Genomic DNA, 26,308 nt, shown 5'->3' on the forward strand with positions numbered 1-26,308 from the left:
CGCACCTGAAAATTCCTGACCCACTCAACCGCGCTGACCCTCGTTTAACGTGATCCGCTCGATCCGATGGGGTTGGCGCATGTATTGCAAGCACCCTCGCACACAATGCAATCGATGCCGATTGCCCCCCACACGACAACGGTGCCGTGCTGCCCGCTCTGATGAGCGAAGGCAGCCGGCGCCGTTTTTGTTTTGTAGCCAGCAGCGAGGAACGCCGATGACCCGCACTTCTGTCCGTAGCGTGTGCCCGTACTGCGGGGTGGGCTGCGGTATCGTCATGACCGTCGAGAACGATCGGGTGGTCAAGGTCAGCGGTGACAAGCAGCACCCGGCCAACGCCGGGCGTCTGTGCACCAAGGGCAGCAGCTGTGCCCAGCCGCTGACTGACCCGGGCCGGATGCAGCATGCCTACGTGCGCCACGGGCGCGACCACGAGCCGGTGCAATCGAGCATGGACGCGGCCATTGCGGACGCCGGTGGCCGTTTGCGGCAGATCCTCGATGAGCATGGCCCGGATGCAGTAGCTTTCTATGTTTCCGGGCAGATGTCGCTGGAAGCCCAGTACCTGGTCAACAAACTGGCCAAGGGCTACGTTCGCACTCGGCACATCGAGTCCAACTCGCGGCTGTGCATGGCCAGTGCGGGGAGCGGCTACAAGCTGTCGTTGGGTGCCGATGGCCCGCCCGGCTCCTATGATGATTTCGACCACGCCGACGTGTTCCTGGTGATCGGCGCGAACATGGCCGACTGTCATCCAATTCTGTTCCTGCGCCTGCTGGACCGTCTCAAGGCAGGGGCCAGGCTGATCGTGGTCGACCCGCGACGTACTGCCACTGCCGACAAAGCCGACCTCTTTCTGCAGATCGAGCCGGGCACCGATCTGGCCTTGCTCAACGGCTTGCTGCACCTGTTGCATGCCGATGGCGCTACCGACCCTGCGTTCATCGCGGCACACACCGAAGGCTGGGAGGAATTGCCAGCGTTTCTGGCCGACTACACGCCGGCGCGGGTCGCCGAGATCACCGGCCTCGATGAAGGGGCGATCCGTCAGGCCGCGCAGTGGATCGGTGGCGCGGCGAACTGGATGAGTTGCTGGACCATGGGGCTGAACCAGAGTATCCAGGGCACCTGGAACACCAATGCGCTGTGCAACCTGCACTTGGCCACGGGCGCCATCTGCCGTCCGGGCAATGGGCCGTTTTCCCTGACCGGCCAGCCCAATGCCATGGGCGGACGCGAAATGGGCTACATGGGGCCTGGTCTGCCCGGCCAGCGTTCATTGCTGGTGGACGCGGACCGGGCCCATGTCGAGCGGCTCTGGAACATCCCTTCCGGCAGCCTGCGCAAGGAAGGCAACGCCGGTACCATCGACCTGTTCCGGCAAATGGGCGAGGGCGCGATCAAGGCCTGCTGGATCATCTGCACCAACCCGGTGGCCAGTGTCGCCAACCGCCGGCAAGTGATCGAGGGCTTGCAGGCCGCCGAACTGGTGATCACCCAGGATGCGTTTCTCGATACCGAAACCAACCGCTACGCCGACGTTCTGCTGCCGGCTGCGCTGTGGGCCGAAGCGCAAGGGGTGATGATCAACTCCGAGCGCAACATGACCTTGATGCCCAAGGCCGTGAACGCACCGGGACAGGCCTTGGCCGACTGGCAGATCATCGCCCGGGTGGCCTGCGCCATGGGCTTCGCCGAAGGCTTCGACTACGCTAGCGCCGAGCAGGTCTATGAAGAGCTGCAACGGTTCGACAATCCGCAGAGCGGCTATGACATCCGCGGCGCAAGCTATGCGCAACTGCGCAAGCAGCCAAGGCAATGGCCCTCTGCGCCTGGCCAGGACGCTCCGCGCAGCCCGATTCGCTACCTGACCGATGCCGGGCCGCGCTTTCCCACCGCCAGCGGGCGCGGACGCTTCTTCGCCCGTCCGCATCTGCCACCCGCCGACCTGCCCGACGGCCAGTTCGCGATGGTGCTCAATACCGGCCGTCTGCAGCACCAGTGGCATACCCTGACCAAGACCGGCAAGGTCGCTACGCTGAACAAGCTCGACCCTGGCCCGTTCATCGAAATCCACCCCGACGATGCCGAGCGCCTGAGCATCGGCGAGGCTGATCAAGTGCAGGTCCGCTCGCGGCGCGGCCAGGCGGTATTGCCGGCACGCATCAGCGACCGAGTGCGGCCAGGCAATTGCTTCGCGCCGTTTCACTGGAGCGATGTCTACGGCAGCGACCTGGCCATCAATGCGTTGACCAGCGACGCCAGCGATCCGCTGTCGCAACAGCCCGCGTTCAAATTCGCGGCCGTGGCCCTGCAACGGGTCGGCTCGCCGAAGATCACCCTGCACGACCTCGACCCAGCGCTGGCCGAGGCGGTTGCGCCGCTTGCCGGGCAAGCGGGGACCCTGGTGCTCTGGGCCTCGCAGACCGGCAACGCGCAAGCCATCGCCGAGCGCTGCGTGCAGACCCTGCGCGAGCGCGGCGCGCCGGTGCTGCTGCGCGGCATGGACGAGATCACCACCGCCGACCTGCTGGCGGCGCGCAACGTCTTGCTGGTGACCAGCACCTTCGGCGACGGCGACGCACCCGACAACGCGGTGCGCCTGTGGGCGCAGCTGCAGGCCGAGGGTATCGAGCCCTGCTCGGACCTGCGCTACGCGGTGCTGGCGCTGGGCGATTCGAGTTACGGACAGTTCTGTGGCTTCGCCCGCAAGCTGGACGCACGCCTGCAGCAGTTGGGTGGGCAGCGCCTGCTGGCCCGCGTCGAGTGCGAACCTGACGATCAGGAGCTTGCCGAGCAGTGGACCCAGGCCGTTGGCCTGCTGCTGGCGGGCGCCCCGCTTGGCGAAACGACCCCATTGGCGACTCAGGCCCCGCCGCTGTACACCCGCAAGCGGCCATGGCTGGCGCGGGTCCTGCACAATCAGGTGCTCAATGCGCCGGGCACCGAGAAGGAAGTTCGCCATGTGGTGTTCGACCTCAAGGAAAGCGGGCTGGTGTACGAGGCGGGCGATGCGCTTGGGGTGTGGCCGAGCAACTGCATGAGCCTGGTCGAGGAACTGCTGGCGTGCCTGGGCCTGGACAGCAGCGAGCGGGTGATGCTCAAGGGGCAGGGCGAACAGCCGCTGGCGGTGGCGTTGCACAAGCATCTGGACATTACCCGCATCACCCCGCAGTGGCTGGCGTTCATTGGCCAGCGCTGCGCCGACCCGCTGCTGGCCACGCTGCTCAAGCCCGACCGCGCCGGTGAGCTCCAGCAATGGCTGTGGGGTCGGCAACTGATCGACCTGCTCGACGCCTTTCCCGTCACACTCACCACGCAGGAACTGCTTGGCCTGCTCAAGCCGCTGCAGCCGCGGCTGTATTCCATCAGCTCGAGTGCCCGCACCGACCCGCAGCAGGTGCACATCACCCTCTCGACGGTGCGCTATCACTGCAACGAGCGTGTGCGCAGCGGGGTGTGTTCGGGCTTTCTGGCGGATCGCTCGGCGGCGGCGCTGGTACCGATCTTCGTGCACAAGGCCACCCAGTTTCGCGTGCCCAGCCAACCCGAGACACCGATGATCATGGTCGGACCGGGTACCGGCATAGCGCCGTTTCGCGCCTTCCTCCACGAGCGGCAGGCGCTCGGCCACAGCGGACGCAATTGGCTGCTGTTCGGCGAGCAGCGCGAGCTCAGCGACTTCTACTACCGCGACGAGCTGCACGCCTGGTTGCGCAGCGGCCATCTGCATCGGCTCGATACAGCGTTCTCCAGGGATCAGGCGGAAAAGATCTACGTCCAGGACCGCCTGCGCCAGCAGGGTGCCCAGGTCTGGCAATGGTTGCAGCAAGGTGGCCATTTCTATGTCTGCGGGGATGCCAGCCGGATGGCCAAGGATGTCGATGCGGTGCTGCGACAGGTAGTGGCCGAGCACGGCGGCATGAGTGAGGTACAGACCGAGGCTTATATGGCGCAGCTCAGTCGCGACAAGCGCTACGTGCGGGATGTGTACTGAAACGGTGCGTGGTGCACTGGGATGGGTCTTGTTGTCAGTGAGGGCTTCTTCGCGGCGAGCCCTCTGCCCGCGGAAAGGCCCTACCTGACACACACCAAACCACCCTGGCACGCAATCTGCTTTCACCTTGGCCAAGTCCCGGTGATCAACGACGATTACCCTACCGGACAACCTCAATTCGACCATCAGGCAAAGGCGCCTGGAGCATTCGCTCCAGGCGTTTTTTTTTGCCCGATGGTCAGGACACCGTGACCCGCTTGGAGATACCTATGAATGCGCTCGTGAACCTCAGGCCCCGGCAGAAGCTCATCGTTATCGGCAACGGCATGGTCGGTCATCATTGTGTCGAGCAGCTGATCGAGCGCAGCGCGGTCGATCGCTACGAGATCCATGTCTTCGGCGAAGAGCGCCAGCGCGCCTACGATCGAGTGCACTTGTCCGAATACTTCGGCGGCTCATGTGCCGAAACCCTGGCCTTGGGCGATGCTCAGCTGTATGGCCTGCACGGCGTCACCCTGCACCTGAGCCAGCCGGTGCTCGAGATCGACCGCCAGGCGCGCGAAGTGGTCACCGCCACTGGGCGGCACGGCTACGATGTGCTGGTACTGGCCACCGGCTCGTTCCCCTTCGTGCCACCGATTCCAGGTTGCGAAGGCAACGCACGGCTGGTCTATCGCACCCTGGACGATCTGGACGCCATTCGTGCAGCCGCGTGCGGTGCGCGCCGTGGTGTGGTGGTCGGCGGCGGTCTGCTCGGCCTCGAAGCGGCGAATGCCTTGAAGTCGCTCGGGCTGGAAGCTCATGTGGTCGAATTCGCCTCGCGTCTGATGCCCGTGCAATTGGACGTCGACGGCGGCGCTGCCTTGCGTGCGCGCATCGAGGCATTGGGTGTGGGCGTGCACACCTCCCGTGCCACGCAGAACGTCGAGGCCGGCGAGACCCATCGCTACCGGATGAACTTCGACGGCGGCGAGTTCCTGGAAACCGACCTGATCGTGTTCTCCGCCGGGATTCGTCCCCAGGATGCGCTGGGCCGCGCCTGCGGGCTGGAGATCGCCGCCCGCGGCGGCATCGTCATCGACCCGCACTGCCGCAGCAGCGACCCGGCGGTGTATGCGATCGGCGAATGCGCTTCGTGGAACGGCAGCGTCTTCGGCCTGGTGGCGCCAGGCTACAGCATGGCCCGCAACGTCGCCTGTGAGCTGGCCGGGGAGGCACCGGTGGCGTTCAGCGGCGCCGACATGTCGACCAAACTCAAGCTGTTGGGCGTCGACGTCGGCTCCATTGGTGATGCCCATGCCATTACGCCGGGCGCCAAGAGCTACCGTTTCATCGACGAAGCCAACGCCAGCTACCGTCGTCTGGTGGTGGACGCCAGCGGCAAGCAGGTGCTGGGCGCTGTGCTGGTCGGTGACAACAGTTACTACGACACCTTGCTGCAATATGCCCAGAACGGCATCGCCTTGCCGGCCGACCCTTCGACGCTGATCCTGCCCTTGTCCGACGGCGCACCGACCCTGGGCGCCGATGCGTTGCCGGACACCGCCATGATCTGCTCCTGCCACAACGTCAGCAAAGGGGCGATCTGTTCTGCCATCGATGGAGGCTGTGGCGACCTGTCGGCGCTCAAGTCCCAGACCAAGGCCTGCACCGGTTGCGGCGGCTGCGCCGCGCTGCTCAAGCAGGTGTTCGAACATGAGCTGATTGCCCGCGGCGTCAGCGTCGACAAGAGCCTGTGCGAGCATTTCGCCTACACCCGCGCCGAGCTTTATGCCCTGGCCCGTTTCGAGGGCATCGCCAGCTTCGAAGACATGCTCGCCCGCCATGGTCGCGGCGCAGTAGGTTGCGACGTGTGCAAGCCCACTGTCGGCAACATCCTCGCCTCCTGCTGGAACCAGCCAATCATGGACCCCTCGCTGGTGCCGCTGCAGGACACCAACGACACGTTCATGGCCAACATGCAGAAGAACGGTACCTACTCGGTGGTGCCACGCATTCCGGGTGGTGAGATAACCCCGGACAAGCTGATCGCCATCGGTGTGGTGGCGAAGAAATACGACCTCTACACCAAGATCACCGGCGGCCAGCGCATCGACCTGTTCGGTGCACAGTTGCACGAGTTGCCGGAGATCTGGAGCGAGCTGATCGAAGCCGGCTTCGAGACCGGTCATGCCTACGGCAAGTCGACCCGTACCGTGAAATCCTGTGTGGGCAGCACGTGGTGCCGCTACGGCGTGCAGGACAGCGTGGCCATGGCCTTGCGCATCGAGGATCGCTACAAGGGCCTGCGCTCGCCGCACAAGCTCAAGTTCGCCGTCTCCGGCTGCACCCGCGAATGTGCCGAGGCGCAGAGCAAGGATATCGGCGTGATTGCCACCGAGAAGGGCTGGAACCTCTACGTGTGCGGCAACGGCGGCATGCGTCCGCGGCACGCCGAACTGTTCGCCACCGATCTTGACGATGAACAGCTGATTCGCTACATCGACCGCGTCCTCATGTTCTACATCCGTACCGCCGACAAGCTGCAGCGCACCTCGGTGTGGCGCGAAAGCCTGGAGGGCGGGCTGGAGTTCCTCAAGCAGGTCGTGCTGGAGGACAGCCTGGCCCTGGGCGCCGAACTCGAAGCGCAGATGCAGCGGGTGGTCGATCACTATGAATGTGAATGGGCCAATGCCCTGAAGGATCCGGAAAAGCTCAAGCGCTTCCGCACCTTCGTCAACGACAAGCGCGCGGACCCGGGTGTGCAGTTCGTCAAGGAACGTGGCCAGCGTCGCCCAGCGCAGGCGGGCGATGTGGTCACTTTGATCCCGGTGATGGAGGAGGTGTTGTGATGCAGGCGGCCAAGGCGGTGCAAGCGATGGACTGGCAAGCAGTGTGCGATCGAGCGGACTTGATCGCCAATTCCGGTGTAGTGGTATGGCTGGACGGCGACCAGGTGGCAGTCTTCTACCTTCCCGACGCGGGCGAGGGCAGGGTGCTGCACGCCATCGACAACCATGACCCGCGCTCGGGCGCCAATGTGCTGGGGCGTGGCATCGTCGGGTATCTGCAGGGCGAGCTGGTGGTGGCTGCGCCGCTGTACAAGCAGCATTACTGTTTCAGCGACGGGCGCTGCCTGGAGGCGCCGGAGCAGGGCATCAGGGTGTGGCCGGTGCGCTTCAATGGTGATCGGGTGGAGATTGGCAGGGTCTAGGGTGGTCTTGCGGGCCTCTGCCTGCGAATGGGCCCTCACTGCCAAAGCAAACCCCATGGCCCAATGCTACGATTGGCGCCATGAACCTCGACAGCCGCATCAAATTCCGCCACCTGCTGTGCTTTCTCGAAATTGCCCGCCAGGGCAGCTTCGCCAAGGCTGCCGATGGCCTGTCCATCAGCCAGCCGGCGATTTCGAAGACGCTCAAGGAACTCGAAGACCTGCTGCAGACCCGCCTGTTCGACCGCGACAAGAGCGGCGTCGAACTGACCGCCGCTGGCGTGCGCTTCATGCGTTATGCCGGGCCCTGCGTGCAGGCCTTGCGCGACGGCGTCAGCAGCCTGCGCGGCGAGCCCCATGAAGCCCCCCAGGTGCGCATCGGCGTGCTGTCGACCGTGGAAAGCCAGCTGTTGCCCGAAGTACTCTGCCGCCTGCACGAACGCCACGCTGCATTGGTGGTGAGCGTGGCGACCGGGCCGGGTGCCTATCTGCTGGCGCAACTGCACGTCGGCGAACTGGACCTGGTGATCGGCCGCATGACCGACAGCCCGCAGATCCAGGGTCTGTCGTTCGAACACCTGTATAGCGAATCCATGACGCTGGTGGTGCGCCCGGCGCATCCGCTGCTGCAGATGCGCCCGCTGAGCGCCGAACAGGTCGGCAGCTACCCCTGGGTGCTGCCGCTGGCCGGTACGACCATCCGCAAGCATGCCGACAGTTTGTTCGTGCAATGCGCCATCACGCCCTCGGCGCAACGTCTGGAAACGCTTTCACCGACCCTCAGTCGACGCTACGTCGCAGGCAGTGACGCCATCTGGGTGGCCCCGCGCGATGCGGTGCAGCGCGATATCGCCACCGGCCAGCTGTGCGAACTGGATCTGGGCGTGCACGAGCCGGGTGGTTCGGTGGGTATCTGCCGCAACGCCGCGCTGCCGCTGGCCTTGCCGGCGCAGTGGCTGTGCGAGGTGGTGCGTGAAGTGGCTGCGCACTACGGCCAGGCACCCAGCCCTGCGTGACACATGTTTCATCCAGCCGCTGCCGCACCACTTTCCTTTTGCTGGCCTGAACTTATCGTCTTTTTGCCTCTCTCATGCCGGTAGCCATTGGTCGTGGCCGCCTGATAAGCTCGCGGCCTCATTCGATTGCCCTTATGGCGCATGAACAAGGAAATAGCATGAAACAGCATCGGTTGGCGGCGGCAGTTGCCTTGGTCACCCTGGTCCTCGCAGGTTGCGATTCCCAGACCAGCGTCGAGCTCAAAACCCCGGCGCAGAAAGCTTCCTACGGTATCGGCCTGAACATGGGCAAGAGCCTGGCTCAGGAAGGTATGGACGATCTCGACTCCAAGGCCGTTGCCCTGGGTATCGAAGACGCCGTCGGCAAGAAAGAGCAGAAGATCAAGGACGACGACCTGGTCGCAGCCTTTGCCGATCTGCAGAAACGCGCCGAAGAACGCATGACCAAGATGAACGCCGAGGCGCAGACCGCCGGCAAGAAGTTCCTCGAGGACAATGCCAAGAAAGACGGCGTGGTCACTACCGCCTCCGGCCTGCAGTACCAGGTCATCAAGAAGGCCGAAGGCGCCCAGCCCAAGCCGACCGATGTGGTTACCGTTCATTACGAAGGCAAGCTGATCGACGGCAAGGTCTTCGACAGCTCCATCGAGCGCGGCGCGCCCATCGATCTGCCGGTCAGCGGCGTGATCCCGGGCTGGGTCGAAGGCCTGCAACTGATGCACGTGGGCGAGAAGGTCAAGTTGTTCATTCCGGCTGATCTGGCCTACGGCGCGCAGAGCCCGAGCCCGACCATTCCAGCCAACTCGGTGCTGGTGTTCGACCTCGAGCTGATCGCCATCAAGGACGCAGCCAAGGCTGCCGCTGACGCTGAAGCTGCAACCGACGACGCCGAAGTCGAAGAAGCAGCACCCGCCAAGTAAGCTGCTTCGTTTCCCGGAACGCCCCGTCTCGACGGGGCGTTTTCGTTTGAACCGGGTCTGTGCCAATGGGTCTTAAAGGAAGCGGCAGTAGCTGTTTTCAGAACGCTGCGTCAAGGATTTTCGTGGGTTTTTTGTGTGAGTAAAAAACGCCCGATTTGACCTCAGCCCTTGAAAACCGGGCAGGTCAGGCGCGAAAAGCGGCTCTGTTCACAAGGTTATCCACAAATACTGTGGATAACCTCAAACCATCATTCGGCACCGGAGGGCTCATGAAAGCACCTTGGAATTTCACTCGTTTCCTGCCCATTGCCGAACGTGTCCTGAGTCGAGGCCGTCTGCCGGCCCTGATCTTCGCCGTGGCACGCAAGGGCAAGGGCTACCGGTTGGGCGCTTTGAAAGAGGACGTGCAACTGCTGCAGGCCCTGTGCCTGGCGTACTGGCGCGGCGAGTACCGCAGCATCAGCCCCAAGGCACTGGTGTCCATCGTTGCCGGACTGGTCTATTTCGTCAGCCCCATCGATGCGATCCCCGACTTTTTGATCGGTGTCGGCATGCTCGATGACATTGCCGTGTTGGCCTGGGTGATGAAGACCCTGTCCGGGGAACTCGATGCGTTCCGTGCCTGGCGTCAGCGTCAGTCGCCGGAGAAACTGCGAGTGCTCGAACGCCTGCCAGCCTCGGAGAAGGATCTGGAACTGGAAAAGTCCCACCGCTGAAGCCGCCCCGCTGGCTTTGGCGCGCAGTTAACGCCCCGGAGTCGGCAATCCCCTGTTAACATTCCGCCATTACGCTCGCATCGTCCGATGTGCGCGCTCATCGGGCGGGAGGATGCAATGGGGGTTCAAGTGATCAGCCGCGACGGCCAGCCGGAGTATGCGGTCGTGCCATGGGACGAGTATCAGCGGTTGATTGCTGCAGCTGCGGTCAACCCGGTTGGCGCCTCTGCCGACGTCGCAGCCTCGCAGCCTGCTGCCGACCCTGTCGGCGCTGCGCCGCTCGCGCCCCCGCCAGGCTTCGAGCGTCTGCGCGAACTGCGCGAGGCGCAGGGCCTGCCGCTTGAAAGCCTGGCGCGCGCCGTGGGCATCAGTCCCTCCTACCTGTCGATGATCGAAACCGGCGAGCGGGAGCCGGATGCCGCCATTCGCCGCAGCCTCGCCTGGGAGTTGGGGGTGCCGGGCTGGAGCACCCGCTCGTGAGCGTGCGCATCAGTCGGCAGCAATGGGACGGCCTGCTCGGCGAGCTGGACCACGCTCGCCGCCAGCGTCACCTGCTCACCTACCGCGCGCTGCTCGAACGCCTGGAATTGCCCACGCCCGCTATGCAGACACTGACGGCGGCACTCGAATACCTGGCCATGATCGACGCCCGCGCCGATCAGCCACTGCGCAGCTCTCTGGTGATCAGCCAGGGCGCCAGCCGCTTGCCGCGTACCGGTTTTTTCGAGTGTGCGGAAAAACTCGGACGTTTCTGCGGCCCATCGGATGGCGTTGCCGCCGCCTCGTGGCACGCCTCGGAAGTGGCGCGGGTGTTCGAATACATCTACCCGCCCACTACGACGGCCTGAGTCGTCAGGCCGACTCGGCGAGCTGCGTGTCGATCACGTGCACACTGGACCCCAAGACTTCTTTGGCCAAGTGCTTGGCCTGCGAAGCCATTTCCGCCAGTTGACTGCCATCCATGAGGCTACAGGCCTCGGCCCGCAAATGAACCACGCCGATGGACAGCGACAGCAGGGCAAATCGTTGCTGCTCGCCGCGACGATCCGTGGCCAGAAAACAGCCTGCTTGCAGATGCTCGGGGCGATAGAAGCGCCGGCACTGATGCTGGAAGTCTTCCTGTAACTGACTCAGGCGCCGGCACCAGTCGGCCGGACTGATGACCAGGATGAAATCGTCGCCACCGATGTGGCCGACGAAGTCTCGGCTCGGATCCACGCGCTCGCTCAGGCACTGGGCCAGGCACAGCAGCACCTCATCGCCACGTGCGTAGCCATAGATGTCGTTGAAGGGCTTGAAGTTGTCGATGTCCACATAGCAGATGATCGCCTCGCGGCCCTGTTCCAGCACACGGGTCAGGCACTGCTGGATCGGCACGTTGCCAGGCAACAGGGTCAAGGGGTTGGCATGCCGGGCCTGCTGGATTTTCAGCTCGGTGATCAGCTTGAGCACGTCGATGACCCGGCCCAGCCCCAGGTAGCACCCACCCTGGATGACGATGAAGTCTTCCTCGATCCGCTGCCGCGCACGCCCGGTGAGCAAACGGCTGACCTGTTGCAGCGATTGCTTGCAGTCCACTGCCAGAAAATCATTGCTCATCAGTCGGCTGATCGGCTTGCGCGCGAACAGCTCGTTGGCGAATGGCTTGAGCAATGCATCGGAGAGCGAGTGCCGATGAACGATGCCGCAGGGGCGCCGCTCGCCGTCGACGACGGCGAGGGTGTTCAGGTTGGCCTGCAGCCGGAAGGCTTCCAGGACCTGCTGAGTCGGCGTATCGCGATGCACCGCAGCCTGCTCGATGATCAGCGATGCAAGGTCGCTGCCGTTGTCGCCAAGCGGCGGATTGCCGTCCTCGAGCCGCGGGACCAGCCCACGTGCGTCCCGTGGCGGCTGTTCCTGAGGGCGGCAGAGGAGATAACCCTGGACCAGGTCGACACCCATTTCGATCAATACCAGCAACTCCTCGACCAGCTCGATGCCCTCGGCGATCACCTGGGCCCGGGAAGCCTTGGCGATCTGCAGGATCGAACCGACGAATTCGCGCTTGAGCGCATCCTGGTGAATGCCGTCGATGAAGTGTCGGTCGATCTTTACGTAGTCCGGACGCAACTCGGACCACAGGCGCAGGCTTGAATAGCCTGCACCCAGATCGTCCAGGGCAATCGAAAAGCCCATGGCGCGGTAGTGATGCAGGGCGTTGAACAGCAGTTGGAAATCGTCGGTAGGAGTCTGCTCGGTGAGTTCGATGACCACCTGGCTCGGGCTGATGCCGTAGCGCTGCAACAGCTGCAACGTGCGGCCGTCCTCGTGCAGCGGTTCGAGCAGCGACTCGGGCGAGACGTTGAGAAACAGCTTGCCGTCCAGGCGCTGTTCGCTGAAACGGCGGCAGGCGGTTTCCCGACACATCACTTCCAGCTCGTTGAGCCGACCGGCCTGGCGTGCCACCGCGAACAGATTGATGGGCGAATGCAACGGGCTGTTCGACGGCCCCCGGCTCAATGCCTCGAAGCCCAGTATCTGCCGTTGCGACAGTGACACGATCGGCTGGAACAAGCAGTGCACACCGCCTTGGGCAAGAATGGTGTCCAGGGCGCTGAGCTGTTCAATGACGGTCATCGGTTCCTACCTTGCTGAATGTCGTGCTGGCCGGTCGCGCGAACGGGTCGAAAGCCGCGGGCCAGACGCAAAAAAAGACCCGCTGCAGGCGCAGCGGGTCCCTATTTCACGACAGCTTCATGTCGGTTTGATGACCGTCCTGTCACCTATCCGTCAATGCAGGGCCATGCTCCGGTCAATGCTTGGCCACCGACGTGTTGAGCTTGAGGTAGTCGAGCAGAATGCGCCCGGTTTCCGCGAGGTAGGCGTCATCTTCCGGCTTGGTCTTGTCCGGATCGGCACCCAGGGCATCCTCGTCTTCCTTCTTCAGCTCTTTCAGCGGTTCTTCGCCTTTGGCCTTGCGTCGGGTGTTCTCCAGGGCCAGTTGCTTGGCTTCGATATCGCTGTGCTGCGCGCGACGGTCGGCTTCGTTCAGGCTGACGGTCTTCTCTTTCATCAACTGCTCGGCAAGGGCCAGGCGATCGCGGATGTAGATGAATTCCGGGTCCTTGACGGTGCGGGCGTCGTGGTCGGCGGTCAGCTTGGCCAGGTAGGGCTTGAACGGATCGCTGGCCGGCTTGATGGCCGGGCGGATGGTGTCCCAGGGCATGGCTTCGGGCAGGGCGCTTTCACCGATTTCCTTGGTGTCGATGATCGACGGGTAGGCGATGTCCGGCAGTACACCCTGGTGCTGGGTACTCTGCCCGGAAACACGGTAGAACTTGGCCAGGGTCAGCTTGAGCTCGCCATGGTTGAGCGGCTGGATGGTCTGCACTGTGCCCTTGCCGAAGGTCTGGCCGCCGACGATCAACGCGCGGTGGTAGTCCTGCATGGCGCCGGCGAAAATCTCCGAGGCCGAAGCCGACAGGCGATTCACCAGCAGCGCCAGCGGGCCCTTGTAGAACGCACCGGGGTTTTCATCTTCAAGTACATCGACGCGGCCATCGGCGTTGCGCACCAGCACGGTCGGACCTTTCTCGATGAACAGGCTGGTCAGCTCGGTAGCTTCCTGCAGGGAGCCGCCGCCGTTGTTGCGCAGGTCGATGACCACGCCGTCGACTTTCTCTTTCTGCAATTCGGTAAGCAGCTTGCGCACATCGCGGGTGGTCGACTTGTAGTCCGGGTCACCGGCGCGGAATGCCTTGAAGTCCAGGTAGAACGCAGGGATCTCGATCACGCCCAGCTTGTAGTCGCGGCCGTTTTCCTTGAGGTTGAGGATCGACTTTTTCGCCGCCTGCTCTTCGAGCTTGACCGCTTCGCGGGTGATCGAGACGATCTTGCTGGTCTGGTCGTTGGGCGCATTGGTGTGCGGAATGACTTCCAGGCGCACGGTGGAGCCTTTCGGGCCGCGAATCAGCTTGACCACCTCATCCAGGCGCCAGCCGACCACGTCGACCATTTCCTTGTCGCCCTGGGCGACACCGATGATCTTGTCGGCAGGGGCGACCTGCTTGGTCTTGTCGGCCGGGCCCGCGGGTACCAGGCGGACGATCTTGACCTGGTCGTTGTCGCTTTGCAGGACCGCACCGATACCTTCGAGCGACAGACTCATGTTGATGTCGAAGTTTTCCGCGTTGTCCGGGGACAGGTAGTTGGTGTGCGGATCGTAGGACTGGGCGAAGGTATTGATGTAGGCCTGGAAGATGTCCTCGGCGCGGGTCTGGTCCAGGCGCGCGAGTTGATTCTTGTAGCGCTTGGACAAGGTGTCCTGGATCTGCGCTGCGTCCTTCCCGGCGATCTTCTGGCGCAGCACTTCATCTTTCACGCGCTTGCGCCACAAGTCGTCGAGTTCGGCCTCGTTTTTCAGCCAAGGGGCATCCTTGCGGTCTACCAGCAGGGTTTCCTTGGTGGTGAAGTCGAACTTGTCGACGCCCTTGTTCAGTTCCGCCAGGGCGAAGTCCAGGCGTGCCTTGACCCGGTCCAGATAGCGCTTGTAGATGACGAAACCGGGATCCAGGTTGCCGTTCTTCAGGAAGTCGTCGAACTGGGTCTTCCACTTGTCGAATTCGGCGATGTCGGCCGCAGTGAAATAACTGCGCGAGGGATCGAGCAGCTTGATGTAGCTGTCGTAGATGATGACCGAGCGCGCATCGTTGAGCGGCGGCTTGCTGTAATGATGACGCTTGAGCAGCTCGACGACATTGAGGCTGGCCACCACTTCGTCGCGATCCGGCTGAAGTTTGTCCCAGCTGTTGGCAGCGAAGGTATTGGCGGACATCGACAGGGTGCCGAGGCCGATACACAGCGCCAGGGCACTGCCGGGAATGAAATGCTTCATGCTGATTCGACGTGGGGGCAATTGATCACGCATATTAGGCCGTCTTTGAATTCGCCGGTTCCGTTGAAGCCGGACGCATAATGCGAAAAGCCCGACGCCAAGGCGTCGGGCTCAGTCATGACTCAACTATGGAGGCACCGTGAAGGCATTGCAAGGCGTGGAAGGACATGTGGAGTGGCTCGAACAACCGAGCCCGACGTGTGACGTGGGTCAAGTGAAGATTCGGGTAGCCGCGGCCGGCCTCAATCGGGCCGACCTGATGCAGCGCGCAGGCTTGTACCCGCCGCCGCCGGGTGCCAGCGATATCCTCGGCCTGGAATGTGCAGGCGTCATCAGCGAAGTCGGCGTGGGTTCGTCCTGGCAGGTCGGCGACCGTGTCTGCACCTTGCTGGCTGGTGGCGGCATGGCTGAAGAAGTGGTGGTCGATGGCCGCCATGTGCTGCCTGTGCCCGAGGGGCTGAGCCTGCACGAAGCCGCGGGCATCGTCGAGGTCTACGCGACGGTGTGGCTGAACCTGTTCCAACTGGCCGACCTGCAGCCGGGCGAGAAGGTCCTGCTGCATGCCGGTGCCAGTGGCATTGGCTCGGCGGCGATCCAGCTGTGCAAGGCGTTCGGCAACCCGACCTGGGTCAGCGTCGGTTCCGCCGAGCGCCTGGCCTATTGCGAAGCGCTGGGCGCACAGGGCGGTGTGGTACGCGGCGACGGGCTTGAAGCGCTGAAGGACCTGGGGCCCTTCAATGTGATCCTCGACCCGGTCGGCGCCAACTACAGCGAGCTGAACCTGGACGTGGTGGCACTGGACGGGCGCTGGGTGATGATCGGCCTGATGGGCGGTCGCGAGGCGCAGTTCGATCTGGCCAAGGTGCTGGGCAAACGGGTGCGTCTGCAGGGTTCCACCTTGCGCAGCCGTGACGATCAGTTCAAGGCCGACCTGCTCAGTGACCTGGGCCAGCATGTATGGCCATTGTTCACCGAAGGGCGTTTGAAGTCGCAGTTGGCCAAGACGTTTCCGATCACCGACGCCGAAGCGGCGTTCGAAGCGCTGGCGAGCAATCAGATTTCCGGGAAGGTGGTACTGGTGATCGACGAAACCCTGAGCTGAGCCCAGGGCTTTCGTCATGCGAACCCCGTGACCGGCTGCGAACGAGCGGGCACGGGGTTCGGCGGAGCGGCAATCAGCGCATTTCTGGCAGGCGCGCTTCGCTCTTCACTTCGCTCAGGGCAACGGCTTCGGCTGGCAGCACGACGCGGGTCTTGGCCAGCAGCTCACCCATGCTCGAGAGCACGCGGTACATCGAGTATTCCTCGGTGTAGCGCACTTCGGCGTAGCGGGTGTTGGCGGTGTACAGCTCGTTCTCGCTGTCGAGTACGTCGAGCAGGGTACGCTGGCCCAGGCCGAACTGGTCCTGGTAGGCCGCTCGCACGCGGGTGGTAGTCTCGGCGTATTCACGGGCGTACGGAATCTGCGTGCTGGCGTTTTTCATCGCGTTCCACGACAGCGCCATGTTCTCGTTCAACTGACGCAGGGCATTGTTGCGGATGTCCATGGCCTGGTTGATGCGATGTGCATCGCCCTGCAGACGAGCCTTGTCGCTGCCGCCACGGTACAGGTTGTAGCTCATGCTCACGCCGGCACGCCAGTCGGTGTTGTTGTGGCCGCGCTCGCCCGACAGGTTGTTGTTGGCACCGGTGGCCAGTTCAGCGTCGATCCGTGGGTAGAACGCCGACTTGGCGCCTGCGTACTGGCTTTCGGCAGCCTGTACGTCGGCTTGGGCCGATTTGAGGTACGGATTGTTTTCCATCATCGACTGGCGGGCGGCGTTCAGGTCGGCCGGCAGTTCGCCACGCATCGAAGGCAGGGGTTCCAGTTCGTCGGGCATGCGGCCCACGGCGCTGAAGAAGGCAGCTTCGGCATCGGCCAGGTTGACCTGAGCGGTGTTGTAATTGTTCTCGGCCAGGGCGCGACGAGCACGCGACTGGTCGACGTCGGCGGTGCTGCCCACGCCGCGCTCGCTGCGCAGGCCGATCTGGTCGTTGACGCGCAGGTGCGCCTGCAGGTTGTTCTTGGCCAGAGTGACCAGTTCACGGTTGCGCAGTACGTCGAGGTAGACCTGCACGGCGCGCAGGGCCAGGTCCTGGGCGGTGGCCTGGACATAGTAGGCACGCGACGTGGCGGTGGAGCGGGTCCGGCTGACTTCACTGGAGGTGCTGGAACCGTCGAACAGCATCTGGCGCAGGCGCAACTCGGACTGGGTGTAGTTCAGCGTTTCCTTGTTGTGATTGCCGCGCGCGCGGGTGTTCAGGTTGTCCGAACGCTCGCGACCGTAGCCTGCAACGAAATCGACGCTGGGGCGGTAGGCACCCTGGGCGATCTTCACGTCCTCATCCGCGGCGAGGCGACTGTTGATGTTGGATGCCAACTCAGGGTGGTTATCCACGGTGCTCTGGATCGCCTCGGTGAGCGACATGGCTTGCGCGTGCGAGCACGCCATGGCCAACAAAATCGCGCTGCAGATGGGGGTGAAAACGCGCATTCGGGTGCTTCTCCGTGATGTGTGAAGTCGTGCAGACGCCAGAATGTTGGCGAATAACTCGTTTAAAAGTCCGTTTCGGGTTTGTAACAAGCGCAACCGAGGCGCCGAAAGCAGCGCGTTCAACGGAATTTTCACATGATATAGAGCAAAAAACACTTATGCCATCATTCGTTTCGATGATGGCAAATAGATTTCACTGCTCCTGAGGCGCGCGGTGTGAGCGGGGTTCGGCGATAAAGAAGGCGCAACGCCAGCGTTTTCGGGGGTCGCGGGGCATAGGCGAGAGAAGACGGAAAATTGCAGTCGGTTAGTGACGGAAAATTGTCACAGTGAATACAGGGTGTATCACCGTTGATTCATTCCGAGATATGAGATTAGTCAGTTGATTTCATTCGGTTTTTGTCGAGTATCGACCGTTCGTCGACATCATTGCCCAACGGATGCTGACCCTTTACGGCACTTGTCTTCAGACGAGCAATATAGACAGTCACTGCCATCGCGATGCCCACGAGCAGCACACGCAGCCACGGCCAGGGCACCAGCCAGCAGGACACCGCGATGCTGACCCACGTGGAACCAATGGCCAGCACCTTGGCTTTGCGCGGAATGCCTTCGCCGCCCAGGTAGGTCTTGAGCAAAGGGCCGAGTTGCGGATGGCCGAGCAGCCACGCATGGAAGCGCGGCGAGCTTCGCGCGAAGCACGCTGCGGCGAGGAGCAGAAAGGGGGTAGTGGGCATCACCGGCAGGAAGATGCCGATGACACCGAGTGCAACGCTGATGCAGCCGATGCCCAACAGCAGGTAACGCAGCCAGGCGGACCGAGCCGGCCGCATGGCGCAGGACTTAGTGATGACGGGGCTTGAGGATGGCCGGTTTCTCGTCCGGAGCGTTGCACAGCAGGTAGAGGGCGGTGAGCGCTTCGGGGATCTGCACGATCATGTCATCCATGAGATTGGCATCGGCGGCAATGTCGGAAAACTCCGGCTGCTCGTCGAACAGGCCGGAACCGACCATGATCGGCAGAAGCATCTCGCTGACTTCGTCTTCGGCGGTTTCGAACCAGGCGGCCTCGCGCAGGAATACCCCTTCCATGAAGCCGATGCACCAGCCGCGCAGGTCGGAGTCATCCGGCTCGTCGCCGAGGTCGAGGTCGCATGGCAGCTCGAATTCCTCGTCGCTGGCCAGTTGGCGCGCGATATGTGCCTTGAGCTGGATCAGCGTGCCTTCGATCTCTTCGCGCTGGGCATCGTCGCTGTAGTGCGGCGGCTCGGCGAACAAGGCGTCGATCCACTCGCGCTCGGGCACCTCTTCGGAACAGATGGAGAGGGCGGTCAGGTAGCCATGGGCGGCGACGTAGTCCAGCGCCTCGTCATGCAGCTCATCGGCGTCGAGGAAGGCTTGCAGGCGGGTCAGTTGCTCGGCGAAGGACATTAACAGGTTACCTTGGAAGACTATGCGGATACTGAATTCTAGGCCTTGTTAGGCCCTGTGCGCCACCCAAGGGGTGAAATGGCAGGATGGGCGGGTGCTGCGCCGCGGTGCTGGCACTGGGGTATACTGCCGCGGTCTTTCGCTCAGGCCCCGAGTTCACGGGGCGGTAACCCCCGCTTACGCAAAGGCGGATGCGGCAAAAGCGCTTTTCATCCAGCCTGTGCGGCCCGGGTGGTTTTACGATTTCTGGAGTGACCCATGCTCGAACAGGCTCAACGCGTTCTTAAGGACATCTTCGGCTATGACAGCTTCCGCGGTCGCCAGGGTGCCATTATCGAGCGTGTGGCCCGCGGTGGCGATGCCTTGGTATTGATGCCCACCGGCGGTGGCAAATCGCTGTGTTTTCAAGTCCCGGCCTTGCTGCGCGACGGCCTGGCGGTGGTGGTTTCGCCGCTGATCGCCTTGATGGACGACCAGGTCGCCACCCTCGAGGAACTGGGCGTGGCGGCAGCGGCCCTGAACTCCACGCTCAGTTCCGATGAGCAGCGCGAGTTGGCCGCGCGCATCCGCCGGGGCGAAATCAAGATGCTGTACCTGGCGCCGGAGCGCCTGGTGCAGCCGCGCATGCTGGATTTCCTCCGCGGCCTGGACATCGCCTTGTTCGCCATCGACGAGGCCCACTGCGTTTCCCAATGGGGGCACGACTTCCGTCCCGAATACCTGCAGCTGGGCCAGTTGGCCGAACAGTTTCCCCAGGTGCCGCGAATCGCCCTGACCGCCACTGCCGACAAGCGCACGCGCGAGGAAATCGTCACCCGTCTGCACCTGCAGGACGCCGAGCGATTCCTGTCCAGCTTCGACCGGCCCAACATCTTCTACCGCATCGTACCCAAGGAAAGCCCGCGCAAACAGTTGCTGGCGTTCCTCGCCGAGCGGCGCAGCGATGCCGGCATCGTTTACTGCCTGTCGCGCAAGAAAGTCGACGAAGTCGCCGCGTTCCTGTGCGAAAACAACTTTCCGGCCTTGCCGTACCACGCCGGTCTGCCTGCTGCGACGCGGGCCGCCAACCAGAAGCGCTTCCTCAACGAGGAAGGCCTGATCATGGTGGCCACCATCGCCTTCGGCATGGGCATCGACAAGCCCAACGTGCGTTTCGTCGCGCACCTGGACCTGCCCAAGTCGCTGGAAGCCTACTACCAGGAAACCGGCCGCGCTGGCCGCGATGGTCTGCCGGCAGACGCCTGGATGGCCTACGGGCTGCAGGATGTGCTGATGCTCAAGCAGATGCTGCAGAATTCCGAAGGTGACGAGCGCCACAAGCGCCTTGAACAGCACAAGCTCGACGCCATGCTGGCGCTGTGCGAAGAAACCCGCTGCCGCCGTCAATCGCTGCTGGCCTATTTCGATGAAGAGATGCCCAACCCCTGCGGTCACTGCGACAACTGCGTCGACGGCGTGCAGACCTGGGATGCCACCGAGCCAGCGCGCCAGGCGCTGTCGGCCATCTACCGCACTGGGCAACGCTACGGCGTCGGCCATCTGGTGGACGTGCTGCTGGGCAAGGACACCGAAAAGGTACGTAGTTTCGGCCACGACAAACTGGCAGTGTTCGGTGTCGGCAAGGGCCGCTCGGAAGGCGAGTGGCGGTCGCTGTATCGCCAGGTGGTCGCGCGCGGTCTGGCCGATATCGACCTGGAGGGCTACGGCGGCCTGCGTTTGAGCGACAGCTGCCGACCGCTGCTGCGCGGCGAGGTGACGCTTGCGCTGCGCAAGGAAATCAAGCCGCAGACCTCTGCCCGCGGCAGCGGCTCGGCAAGCCCCGCCAGCCAGTTGGTGCGCGACGAGGAGCGTGAACAGTGGGAAGCACTGCGCACTCTGCGGCGCAACCTGGCGCAGGAACATGCGGTACCGCCCTACGTCATCTTCCCGGACTCGACCCTGCTCGAAATGCTCCGCAGCCAGCCGACCAGCATGGCCGATATGGGGCGGGTCAGTGGCGTCGGCGCTCGCAAGCTCGAGCGTTACGGTGAAGCGTTCCTGCAGGTACTGGCTGGGTCGGGCGGGGCAGAGGCGCCACGCGAGGTGGCCGATATCCGCCACGAGCTCATCAGCCTTGCCCGCGCAGGCATGACGCCGCTGCAGATCGCTGGCCAGTTACAGTGCAGTGAGAAGAATGTCTACAGCCTGCTGGCCGAAGCCATCGGCCAGCAGCAGCTGTCGCTGGAGCAGGCGCTGGATCTTCCCGAGGAACTGCTCAGTGAAATCCAGGACGCCTTTCTCGACGGCGAAGGGGAATTGCCCGGCGTCGCCGAGATTGCGGGGCAGTTCACCGGCCGTGTGCCCGAAGGCGTCCTGTATTGCATACGTGCGGCGTTGCAGTCCGAATTCGAGGTGTGAACGAGGCTGCCACTCGGCATGAGTCTTGCCTGTGGGCTAAGGTCATGATTAGCTGACTAATCATCAGCTCCGACCTTCACGCATGCGCTGCTTGTGCAAGGCTGTTTTTTCAAGAGAGATCTATGCCGTTAACTGATCAACATCGCTTCGGAATGCAGCTGGCGCACATGTCCCGTGGCTGGCGGGCCGAACTGGACCGTCGGCTGGCGGGCCTGGGATTGTCGCAGGCGCGCTGGCTGGTCCTGCTGCATCTGGCGCGGTTCGGCGAAGCGCCGACCCAGCGCGAGCTGGCGCAGAGCGTGGGCGTCGAGGGGCCGACCCTGGCACGCTTGCTGGACAGTCTCGAAGCCCAGGGCCTGGTCGAGCGCCAGGCCGTGGTCGAAGACCGTCGAGCCAAGAAGATCACGCTGTGCGCGCCCGCACGGCCGCTCATCGAGCAGATCGAAACCATCGCCAACGCCTTGCGTGCCGAGCTGTTCATGGGGGTCGACGAAGAAGAACTGAGCACCGCCATGCGGGTACACAGCCGCATCCTGGCGAATCTGGAAAAGAAATCCTGAAGTCAACGGGCCGTCACCCGCTTGGAGCAAGTGGGCCGTACGGGCTATAAAGTTATTGGATGTCGGTCTTCAAGGGATTCCCATGCAAGTGCGTATACCGTCGCGTACCAGGTTTGCTTCACGTCGTCTGCTGGCATCGGTGTGGGCCATGGCGCTGTGCTATTCCACAGCCGCCTCCGCGCTGGGCCTTGGCGAGCTGACCCTGCGCTCATCGCTCAACCAGCCGTTTCGCGCCGATATCGCCTTGCTCGACACCGCAGGGCTGGAGCAGGACGACATCCGTGCCAGCCTGGCGACGGCCGAAGAGTTCGCCAGGGCGGGGGTGGAGCGCAGTTTCTTCCTCAACGACCTCAAGTTCTCGCCCGATTTCAGCGGCGGGCGCAAGGTCATTCATGTCAGCTCCAGCAAAGTGGTCACCGAGCCCTTCATGAGTTTCGTGATTCAGGTCGGCCGGCCGAATGGGCAGCTGCTGCGTGCCTTCACGGTATTGCTCGACCCGCCGGGGATGGGGCCGGGCCTCGCCGACCGCGCGCCCCAGCGCATACAGCCGGCGCAGGCCAGCGCGCAGCCTGCAGCAGCGCCCACTAGGCCCAAAGGCGCGAGTGCACCCACGCCGAGCGCCAGTGAGCCTGCGAAACAGGCGCCGGCCAAGGCCGCTGCGCAGGACGCTGCGCAACTGGCTGCCGCCGCCCTGGAGAACCAGCAACTGCAGAAGAGTTTCGACGAGGTGCAGGCGCGCCTGCAGAGCCTGGAGGCGCAGGTAGCCGACAAGGACAAGCAGGTTGCCCAGCTGCAGGCACGCATGGCCGAAACCCCTGCGGCCGAGGCCGATTCGTCCGTCGCTCCCGCAACCGCACCCGCTGCGGCAACGCCTGCGCCTTCGCCTGTATCTGCCCCACCCGCAGCGGTTGCCACGCCAGCACCGGCTCCGGCCCTGGCTCCGGCTCCGGCTCCGGCTCCGGTGGAGGATGGCAGTGGCTGGTTGAACATCCTGGCCCTGATTGCGGCACTGCTGTTGATCATCGCCCTGTTGCTGCTGTTGCGCCGCCAGCGACAGCGCAAGTCGGCCGCGCTGCAGGACGCCTTCGAGCCGGTCGCTACCCAGCCGCTCCGCGCGGCGCCGGTCGCCACTGTGCCGGCCGCCGCAGTGGCGGCCGCCACCGCGCCGCTGCGTGCCGAGCCCGCGCCGGTGGTACGCCGTGAAACACCGACAGCCACCGACGCCCTCGATGGTGCAAGCATCTATATTGCCTACGGCCGCTTCAACGAAGCGCTGGGTATTCTGCGCGACGGGCTGGCCAAGCAGCCAGAACGTACCGACCTGCGTGTGCGCATGCTCGAAGTGCTGGGCCAGCAGGGTAATGCCAAGGGATTTGCCGAGCAGGAAAGCCTGTTGCTGGCGGCAGGCTTCAGCGCGGCGACGCTGGCCGAGATACGCAGCCGCTTCGCTAATCTCGAACCCGCGCCAGTAGCGTCAACGTCAACCGCTACCGGGGGTCTGTCACCGGCAGTGGCAGCGACTGCAGTGACGCTGGCGTCCACTGCAGCAGCCGCAGCGTCGGTGCAGCCCGCTCCGAAGCCTGAGCCCGAGCCGGACCCCGAGCCGGAATTCGAGCTGCCCGATCTCGACCTGGCAGCGCCTGAGCCATCAGCTCGGTCAACCCCGCGGCGCGAGCAGGAAGACGAATTCCAGCTCAACCTCGATGACCTGTCCATGGACGCCGATTGGGCGTTGGTCAGCCCATTCGATGATGCGCCGTCGCCCAAAGGCAAGCCGGTGGTCGTCGAGACACCGCCCGAGGTCGAGATGGACCCGGCGTTCACCAGCAATCTGAACGAACTGCCGGAAGTCTTCGAGATGCCCGACGAGCAGTTCCTCAGCGACTTCGCCGATGTCGAGGAGGAGCCGTTCCTCCAGCAGGACGAGGCCCCGGCCGGGAAGACTCAGGACGACATCGACAACGATTTCCTCGACAGCTTCATCGCCGACAGCGACCTGCCCGAGCTGGATGCTCTGACCGTGGATTTCGACGACCTGGAACTGCAGCACGCTTCGGCGGAGAAACTCGATCAGGCCCAGCAGTTGCTCGACGACGGCGATACCAGCGAAGCCAGCGTGCTCTTGCACGAACTGCTGCGCGAAGGCGATGACTCCTGCAAGCAGGCGGCCCGGCAGTTGCTGAATCGGATGGACGAAGCATGAGCGAAGCCATCGCATCCAAGCCTCAGGTGGTGATCACCTATTGCACACAGTGCCAATGGCTGCTGCGCGCCGCGTGGCTGGCCCAGGAGCTGCTCAGCACTTTTGGCGAGGACCTGGGGCAGGTGGCGTTGGCGCCCGCCAGTGGCGGTCGCTTTCTCATCACCTGCGACGGCGTGCAGGTTTGGGAGCGCAAGGCCGACGGTGGTTTTCCCGAGGCCAAGGTGCTCAAGCAGCGCATCCGTGACCTGATCGATCCCGAGCGCGACTTGGGCCATAACGAATCCAGAAGTCCGGCAGCCGAGTAAGCCTCTGCCGGCTCATGCTCAGTGTCGCCAGAAAGCCGGCATGCACAGGATCAGCACGGTGATGATTTCCAGTCGGCCCAGCAGCATGCCCAGGGCCAGGATCCACTTCGCCGCATCGGGCAGCGTGGCGAAATTGCCGGCCGGCCCTATCACCTCGCCCAGCCCTGGCCCTACACCGGAAACCGTGCTGGCGGCACCGGTCAGGGCGGTCATCCAGTCCAGCCCCAGGAGTGACAATGCCAGGGCGATGATGCCGACGGTGAAGCCGAAGAAGAACGAGAACGTCAGGATCGACCGGACGATTTCCTCATCGAGGCGATGGCCGTTGTATTTCTGTTTGATCACCGCGCGCGGATGAATCAGCTGGTTGAGGTTGGACTTGAGCAGGATATAGGCCACCTGGAAGCGGAATATCTTGATCCCGCCTGCGGTCGAGCCCGAGCAGCCGCCGATGAAGCCCAGGTAGAAAAACAGCATCAGCGAGAAATTGCCCCACAGGCTGTAGTCGCCCAGGGCGAAGCCCGTGGTAGTCACCACCGAGGTGACGTTCAGGGCTACGTGACGAAAGGCCGTCCACCACGGCAGCTCGGTGGTGGCCCAGTACCAGGTACCCAGCACCAGCCAGGTGGCGATCAACAGAATCAGCATGCCTTGCACCTGCTGGTCGCGCAGCAGCGCCTGGCGGTTGCCGCGCAGGGTCGAGACGTAGAGCGCGAACGGCAGGCTGCCCAGAATCATCACCACGATGGCCACCCAGTGCACGGCCGGTTGCTGCCATTTGCCCAGAGACAGGTCGGACGTCGAGAAGCCGCCAGTGGAAATGGCCGACATCGCGTGGTTGACCGCGTCGAACGGGCTCATCCCTGCCAACCAGAACCCCAGGGTGCCCAGGGCGGTGAAGCCGACATACACCAGCACGATGTACTTGGCGACCATGTGCGAGCGCGGCATGACTTTTTCGGAGCGATCGCTGGATTCGGTCTGGAACAGCCGCATGCCACCAATGCGCAACAGCGGCAGGATGGCCACGGCCATGCCGATGAAGCCGATGCCGCCCAGCCAGTGCAGCATCGAGCGCCACATGAGGATGCCCGGTGACATCTCGTCCAGATGACTGAGCACCGTGGAACCCGTGGCGGTAATGCCCGACATGCTTTCGAAAAAGGCGTCGGTGTAGCTGATGTGCTGAGTCAGCAGGAAGGGCAGGGCGGCGAACACGCACACCACCACCCAGCTGCTGACCGTGAGCAGGTACATGTCGCGCGGCCGCAGGTTGACGTTGTCGGGGCGGCCGGGCAGCACCAGCAGCAGGCCGGCGACGAAAGTGATCAGGCTGGCCCATAGAAACGACTGGATGTCTTCGGTGCGTTCGAACACCACCAGCGTGCCCATGGGCACGACCATGCTCACGGCCAGGGTGATCAGGAAGATGCCGATAATGAAACCGATGATGCGCAGGGTCGGCAACGCCATGGGGTCAGCTCTGGCCATGAAGGAAAGGGCCGCCATTCTACCTGCGGGCCACAGCATGTAAACCCGGCAGGCGAAGGCCGCTTGGGTCTAGAATAGCGGCTTATCGTTCGACAGGAGGTTGCCCATGGAGGCGCTCGAGGTTTTGCTCAATCGTGTTTCAGCTCCCCGGCTCATGGCGCCCGCGCCGACGGCCGCGCAGCGTGAAGTGCTGTTCCAGGCCGCGCTGCGCGCGCCCGACCACGGCCAGCTGCGGCCATGGCGTTTTCTCACCGTCGAAGGGGAAGGCTTGCAGCAGCTCGGCGAAGTCCTGGCCGAGGCCACTGCGCTCAACCCCGAGGCTGGCGAAGCGGCACTGGAAAAAGCCCGCAACATGCCGCTGCGCGCGCCCCTGGTGGTGGTAGTGATCGCCCGCTTGCAGGAGCATCGAAAAGTGCCGCAGAGCGAGCAACTGCTGGCGGCTGGCTGCGCCGCCCATGGCATCCTGCTTGCGGCGAATGCTCAAGGGCTGGGTGGGGTATGGCGCACCGGCGAGCTGTCCTATGCGCCTTATGTGGCCGGCAAGCTGGGCCTGATCGAAGGCGAACAGATCATCGGCTTCCTGTACCTAGGCACGCCGGCACGAGAATTGCGCGAAGCGCCGACGCTGGCTACCGCCGACTTCGTGCAAGCCTGGGGCGTCGAGGCCTGAAG

General features: G+C 63.7%; 20 protein-coding genes. 14 read left to right on the top strand and 6 right to left on the bottom strand.

Going from position 1 to position 26,308, the window contains the following annotated elements; genetic code table 11:
* Positions 1-217 precede the first annotated feature (217 nt).
* From IFT75_RS06635 to IFT75_RS06670, 8 genes are all read left to right on the top strand, one after another.
* Positions 218-3,997 (top strand): bifunctional nitrate reductase/sulfite reductase flavoprotein subunit alpha, encoded by a 3,780-nt coding sequence (locus IFT75_RS06635; RefSeq protein WP_192053892.1) that lies wholly within the window; start codon positions 218-220, stop codon positions 3,995-3,997.
* A gap of 269 nt (positions 3,998-4,266) precedes the next feature.
* Entirely contained in the window at positions 4,267-6,828 is a 2,562-nt protein-coding gene (gene nirB, locus IFT75_RS06640; protein ID WP_192053894.1) for a nitrite reductase large subunit NirB, read from the top strand.
* Positions 6,828-7,190 (top strand): nitrite reductase small subunit NirD, encoded by a 363-nt coding sequence (nirD, locus tag IFT75_RS06645; protein WP_122713184.1) that lies wholly within the window; start codon positions 6,828-6,830, stop codon positions 7,188-7,190. Before nirB ends, nirD begins: the two co-directional genes overlap by 1 nt.
* 80 nt (positions 7,191-7,270) lie before the next feature.
* Positions 7,271-8,206 carry a pca operon transcription factor PcaQ gene (gene pcaQ / locus IFT75_RS06650; RefSeq protein ID WP_192053896.1) on the top strand — a complete coding sequence of 312 codons (936 nt, stop codon included), beginning with the start codon at positions 7,271-7,273 and terminating at the stop codon, positions 8,204-8,206.
* 158 nt (positions 8,207-8,364) lie between these two features.
* Complete coding sequence (locus IFT75_RS06655) at positions 8,365-9,126, top strand: FKBP-type peptidyl-prolyl cis-trans isomerase (RefSeq protein WP_122479189.1); 762 nt, start codon at positions 8,365-8,367, stop codon at positions 9,124-9,126.
* Between the two features lie 269 nt (positions 9,127-9,395).
* Complete coding sequence (locus tag IFT75_RS06660; protein WP_122479188.1) at positions 9,396-9,842, top strand: YkvA family protein; 447 nt, start codon at positions 9,396-9,398, stop codon at positions 9,840-9,842.
* A gap of 117 nt (positions 9,843-9,959) precedes the next feature.
* Positions 9,960-10,322: a helix-turn-helix domain-containing protein gene (locus IFT75_RS06665; protein WP_185793867.1), complete on the top strand. Its 363-nt coding sequence runs from the start codon at positions 9,960-9,962 to the stop codon at positions 10,320-10,322.
* Entirely contained in the window at positions 10,319-10,690 is a 372-nt protein-coding gene (locus IFT75_RS06670) for a hypothetical protein (protein WP_192053898.1), read from the top strand. Before IFT75_RS06665 ends, IFT75_RS06670 begins: the two co-directional genes overlap by 4 nt.
* 4 nt (positions 10,691-10,694) lie before the next feature.
* On the opposite strand, the gene IFT75_RS06675 is transcribed toward IFT75_RS06670, so the two are convergent.
* Both IFT75_RS06675 and IFT75_RS06680 read right to left on the bottom strand, forming a co-directional pair.
* A complete protein-coding gene (locus IFT75_RS06675) occupies positions 10,695-12,458 on the bottom strand; it encodes a bifunctional diguanylate cyclase/phosphodiesterase (RefSeq protein ID WP_192053900.1) in 1,764 nt (587 codons plus the stop codon).
* 175 nt (positions 12,459-12,633) lie between these two features.
* Positions 12,634-14,715: a carboxy terminal-processing peptidase gene (locus tag IFT75_RS06680; protein WP_192053901.1), complete on the bottom strand. Its 2,082-nt coding sequence runs from the start codon at positions 14,713-14,715 to the stop codon at positions 12,634-12,636.
* Positions 14,716-14,854: 139 nt separating this feature from the next.
* Between IFT75_RS06680 and IFT75_RS06685 the strand changes: the two genes are divergently transcribed.
* Complete coding sequence (locus tag IFT75_RS06685; RefSeq protein WP_192053903.1) at positions 14,855-15,817, top strand: zinc-binding dehydrogenase; 963 nt, start codon at positions 14,855-14,857, stop codon at positions 15,815-15,817.
* 73 nt (positions 15,818-15,890) lie between these two features.
* On the opposite strand, the gene IFT75_RS06690 is transcribed toward IFT75_RS06685, so the two are convergent.
* From IFT75_RS06690 to IFT75_RS06700, 3 genes are all read right to left on the bottom strand, one after another.
* A complete protein-coding gene (locus tag IFT75_RS06690; RefSeq protein WP_192053905.1) occupies positions 15,891-17,249 on the bottom strand; it encodes a TolC family outer membrane protein in 1,359 nt (452 codons plus the stop codon).
* Positions 17,250-17,623: 374 nt separating this feature from the next.
* Positions 17,624-18,082 carry a YbaN family protein gene (locus IFT75_RS06695; RefSeq protein WP_192053907.1) on the bottom strand — a complete coding sequence of 153 codons (459 nt, stop codon included), beginning with the start codon at positions 18,080-18,082 and terminating at the stop codon, positions 17,624-17,626.
* 10 nt (positions 18,083-18,092) lie between these two features.
* Positions 18,093-18,680 carry a UPF0149 family protein gene (locus IFT75_RS06700; protein ID WP_090356978.1) on the bottom strand — a complete coding sequence of 196 codons (588 nt, stop codon included), beginning with the start codon at positions 18,678-18,680 and terminating at the stop codon, positions 18,093-18,095.
* Positions 18,681-18,938: 258 nt separating this feature from the next.
* On the opposite strand from IFT75_RS06700, the gene recQ reads away from it, so the two are divergent.
* From recQ to IFT75_RS06720, 4 genes are all read left to right on the top strand, one after another.
* The gene (gene recQ / locus IFT75_RS06705; protein ID WP_185793861.1) at positions 18,939-21,077 is read left to right on the top strand and encodes a DNA helicase RecQ; all 2,139 of its coding nucleotides are present in this window, start codon (positions 18,939-18,941) and stop codon (positions 21,075-21,077) included.
* Positions 21,078-21,199: 122 nt separating this feature from the next.
* On the top strand, positions 21,200-21,637 hold the full coding sequence (locus tag IFT75_RS06710; RefSeq protein ID WP_185793860.1) for a MarR family transcriptional regulator: 438 nt from the start codon (positions 21,200-21,202) through the stop codon (positions 21,635-21,637).
* An 82-nt stretch (positions 21,638-21,719) separates the two neighbouring features.
* The gene (locus tag IFT75_RS06715) at positions 21,720-23,840 is read left to right on the top strand and encodes a FimV/HubP family polar landmark protein (protein ID WP_192053909.1); all 2,121 of its coding nucleotides are present in this window, start codon (positions 21,720-21,722) and stop codon (positions 23,838-23,840) included.
* Complete coding sequence (locus IFT75_RS06720) at positions 23,837-24,145, top strand: SelT/SelW/SelH family protein (RefSeq protein ID WP_185793858.1); 309 nt, start codon at positions 23,837-23,839, stop codon at positions 24,143-24,145. Before IFT75_RS06715 ends, IFT75_RS06720 begins: the two co-directional genes overlap by 4 nt.
* Before the next feature lie 18 nt (positions 24,146-24,163).
* Here IFT75_RS06720 and IFT75_RS06725 read toward each other — a convergent pair whose 3' ends face one another.
* Positions 24,164-25,618 carry a TrkH family potassium uptake protein gene (locus IFT75_RS06725; protein ID WP_185793857.1) on the bottom strand — a complete coding sequence of 485 codons (1,455 nt, stop codon included), beginning with the start codon at positions 25,616-25,618 and terminating at the stop codon, positions 24,164-24,166.
* A gap of 124 nt (positions 25,619-25,742) precedes the next feature.
* Here IFT75_RS06725 and IFT75_RS06730 point away from each other — a divergent pair, with 124 nt between their 5' ends.
* Positions 25,743-26,306 carry an NAD(P)H nitroreductase gene (locus tag IFT75_RS06730; RefSeq protein WP_192053911.1) on the top strand — a complete coding sequence of 188 codons (564 nt, stop codon included), beginning with the start codon at positions 25,743-25,745 and terminating at the stop codon, positions 26,304-26,306.
* Positions 26,307-26,308 lie beyond the last annotated feature (2 nt).

The sequence above is a fragment of the Pseudomonas sp. CFBP 8758 genome (assembly GCF_014841725.1).
Taxonomy (GTDB): domain Bacteria; phylum Pseudomonadota; class Gammaproteobacteria; order Pseudomonadales; family Pseudomonadaceae; genus Aquipseudomonas; species Aquipseudomonas baltica.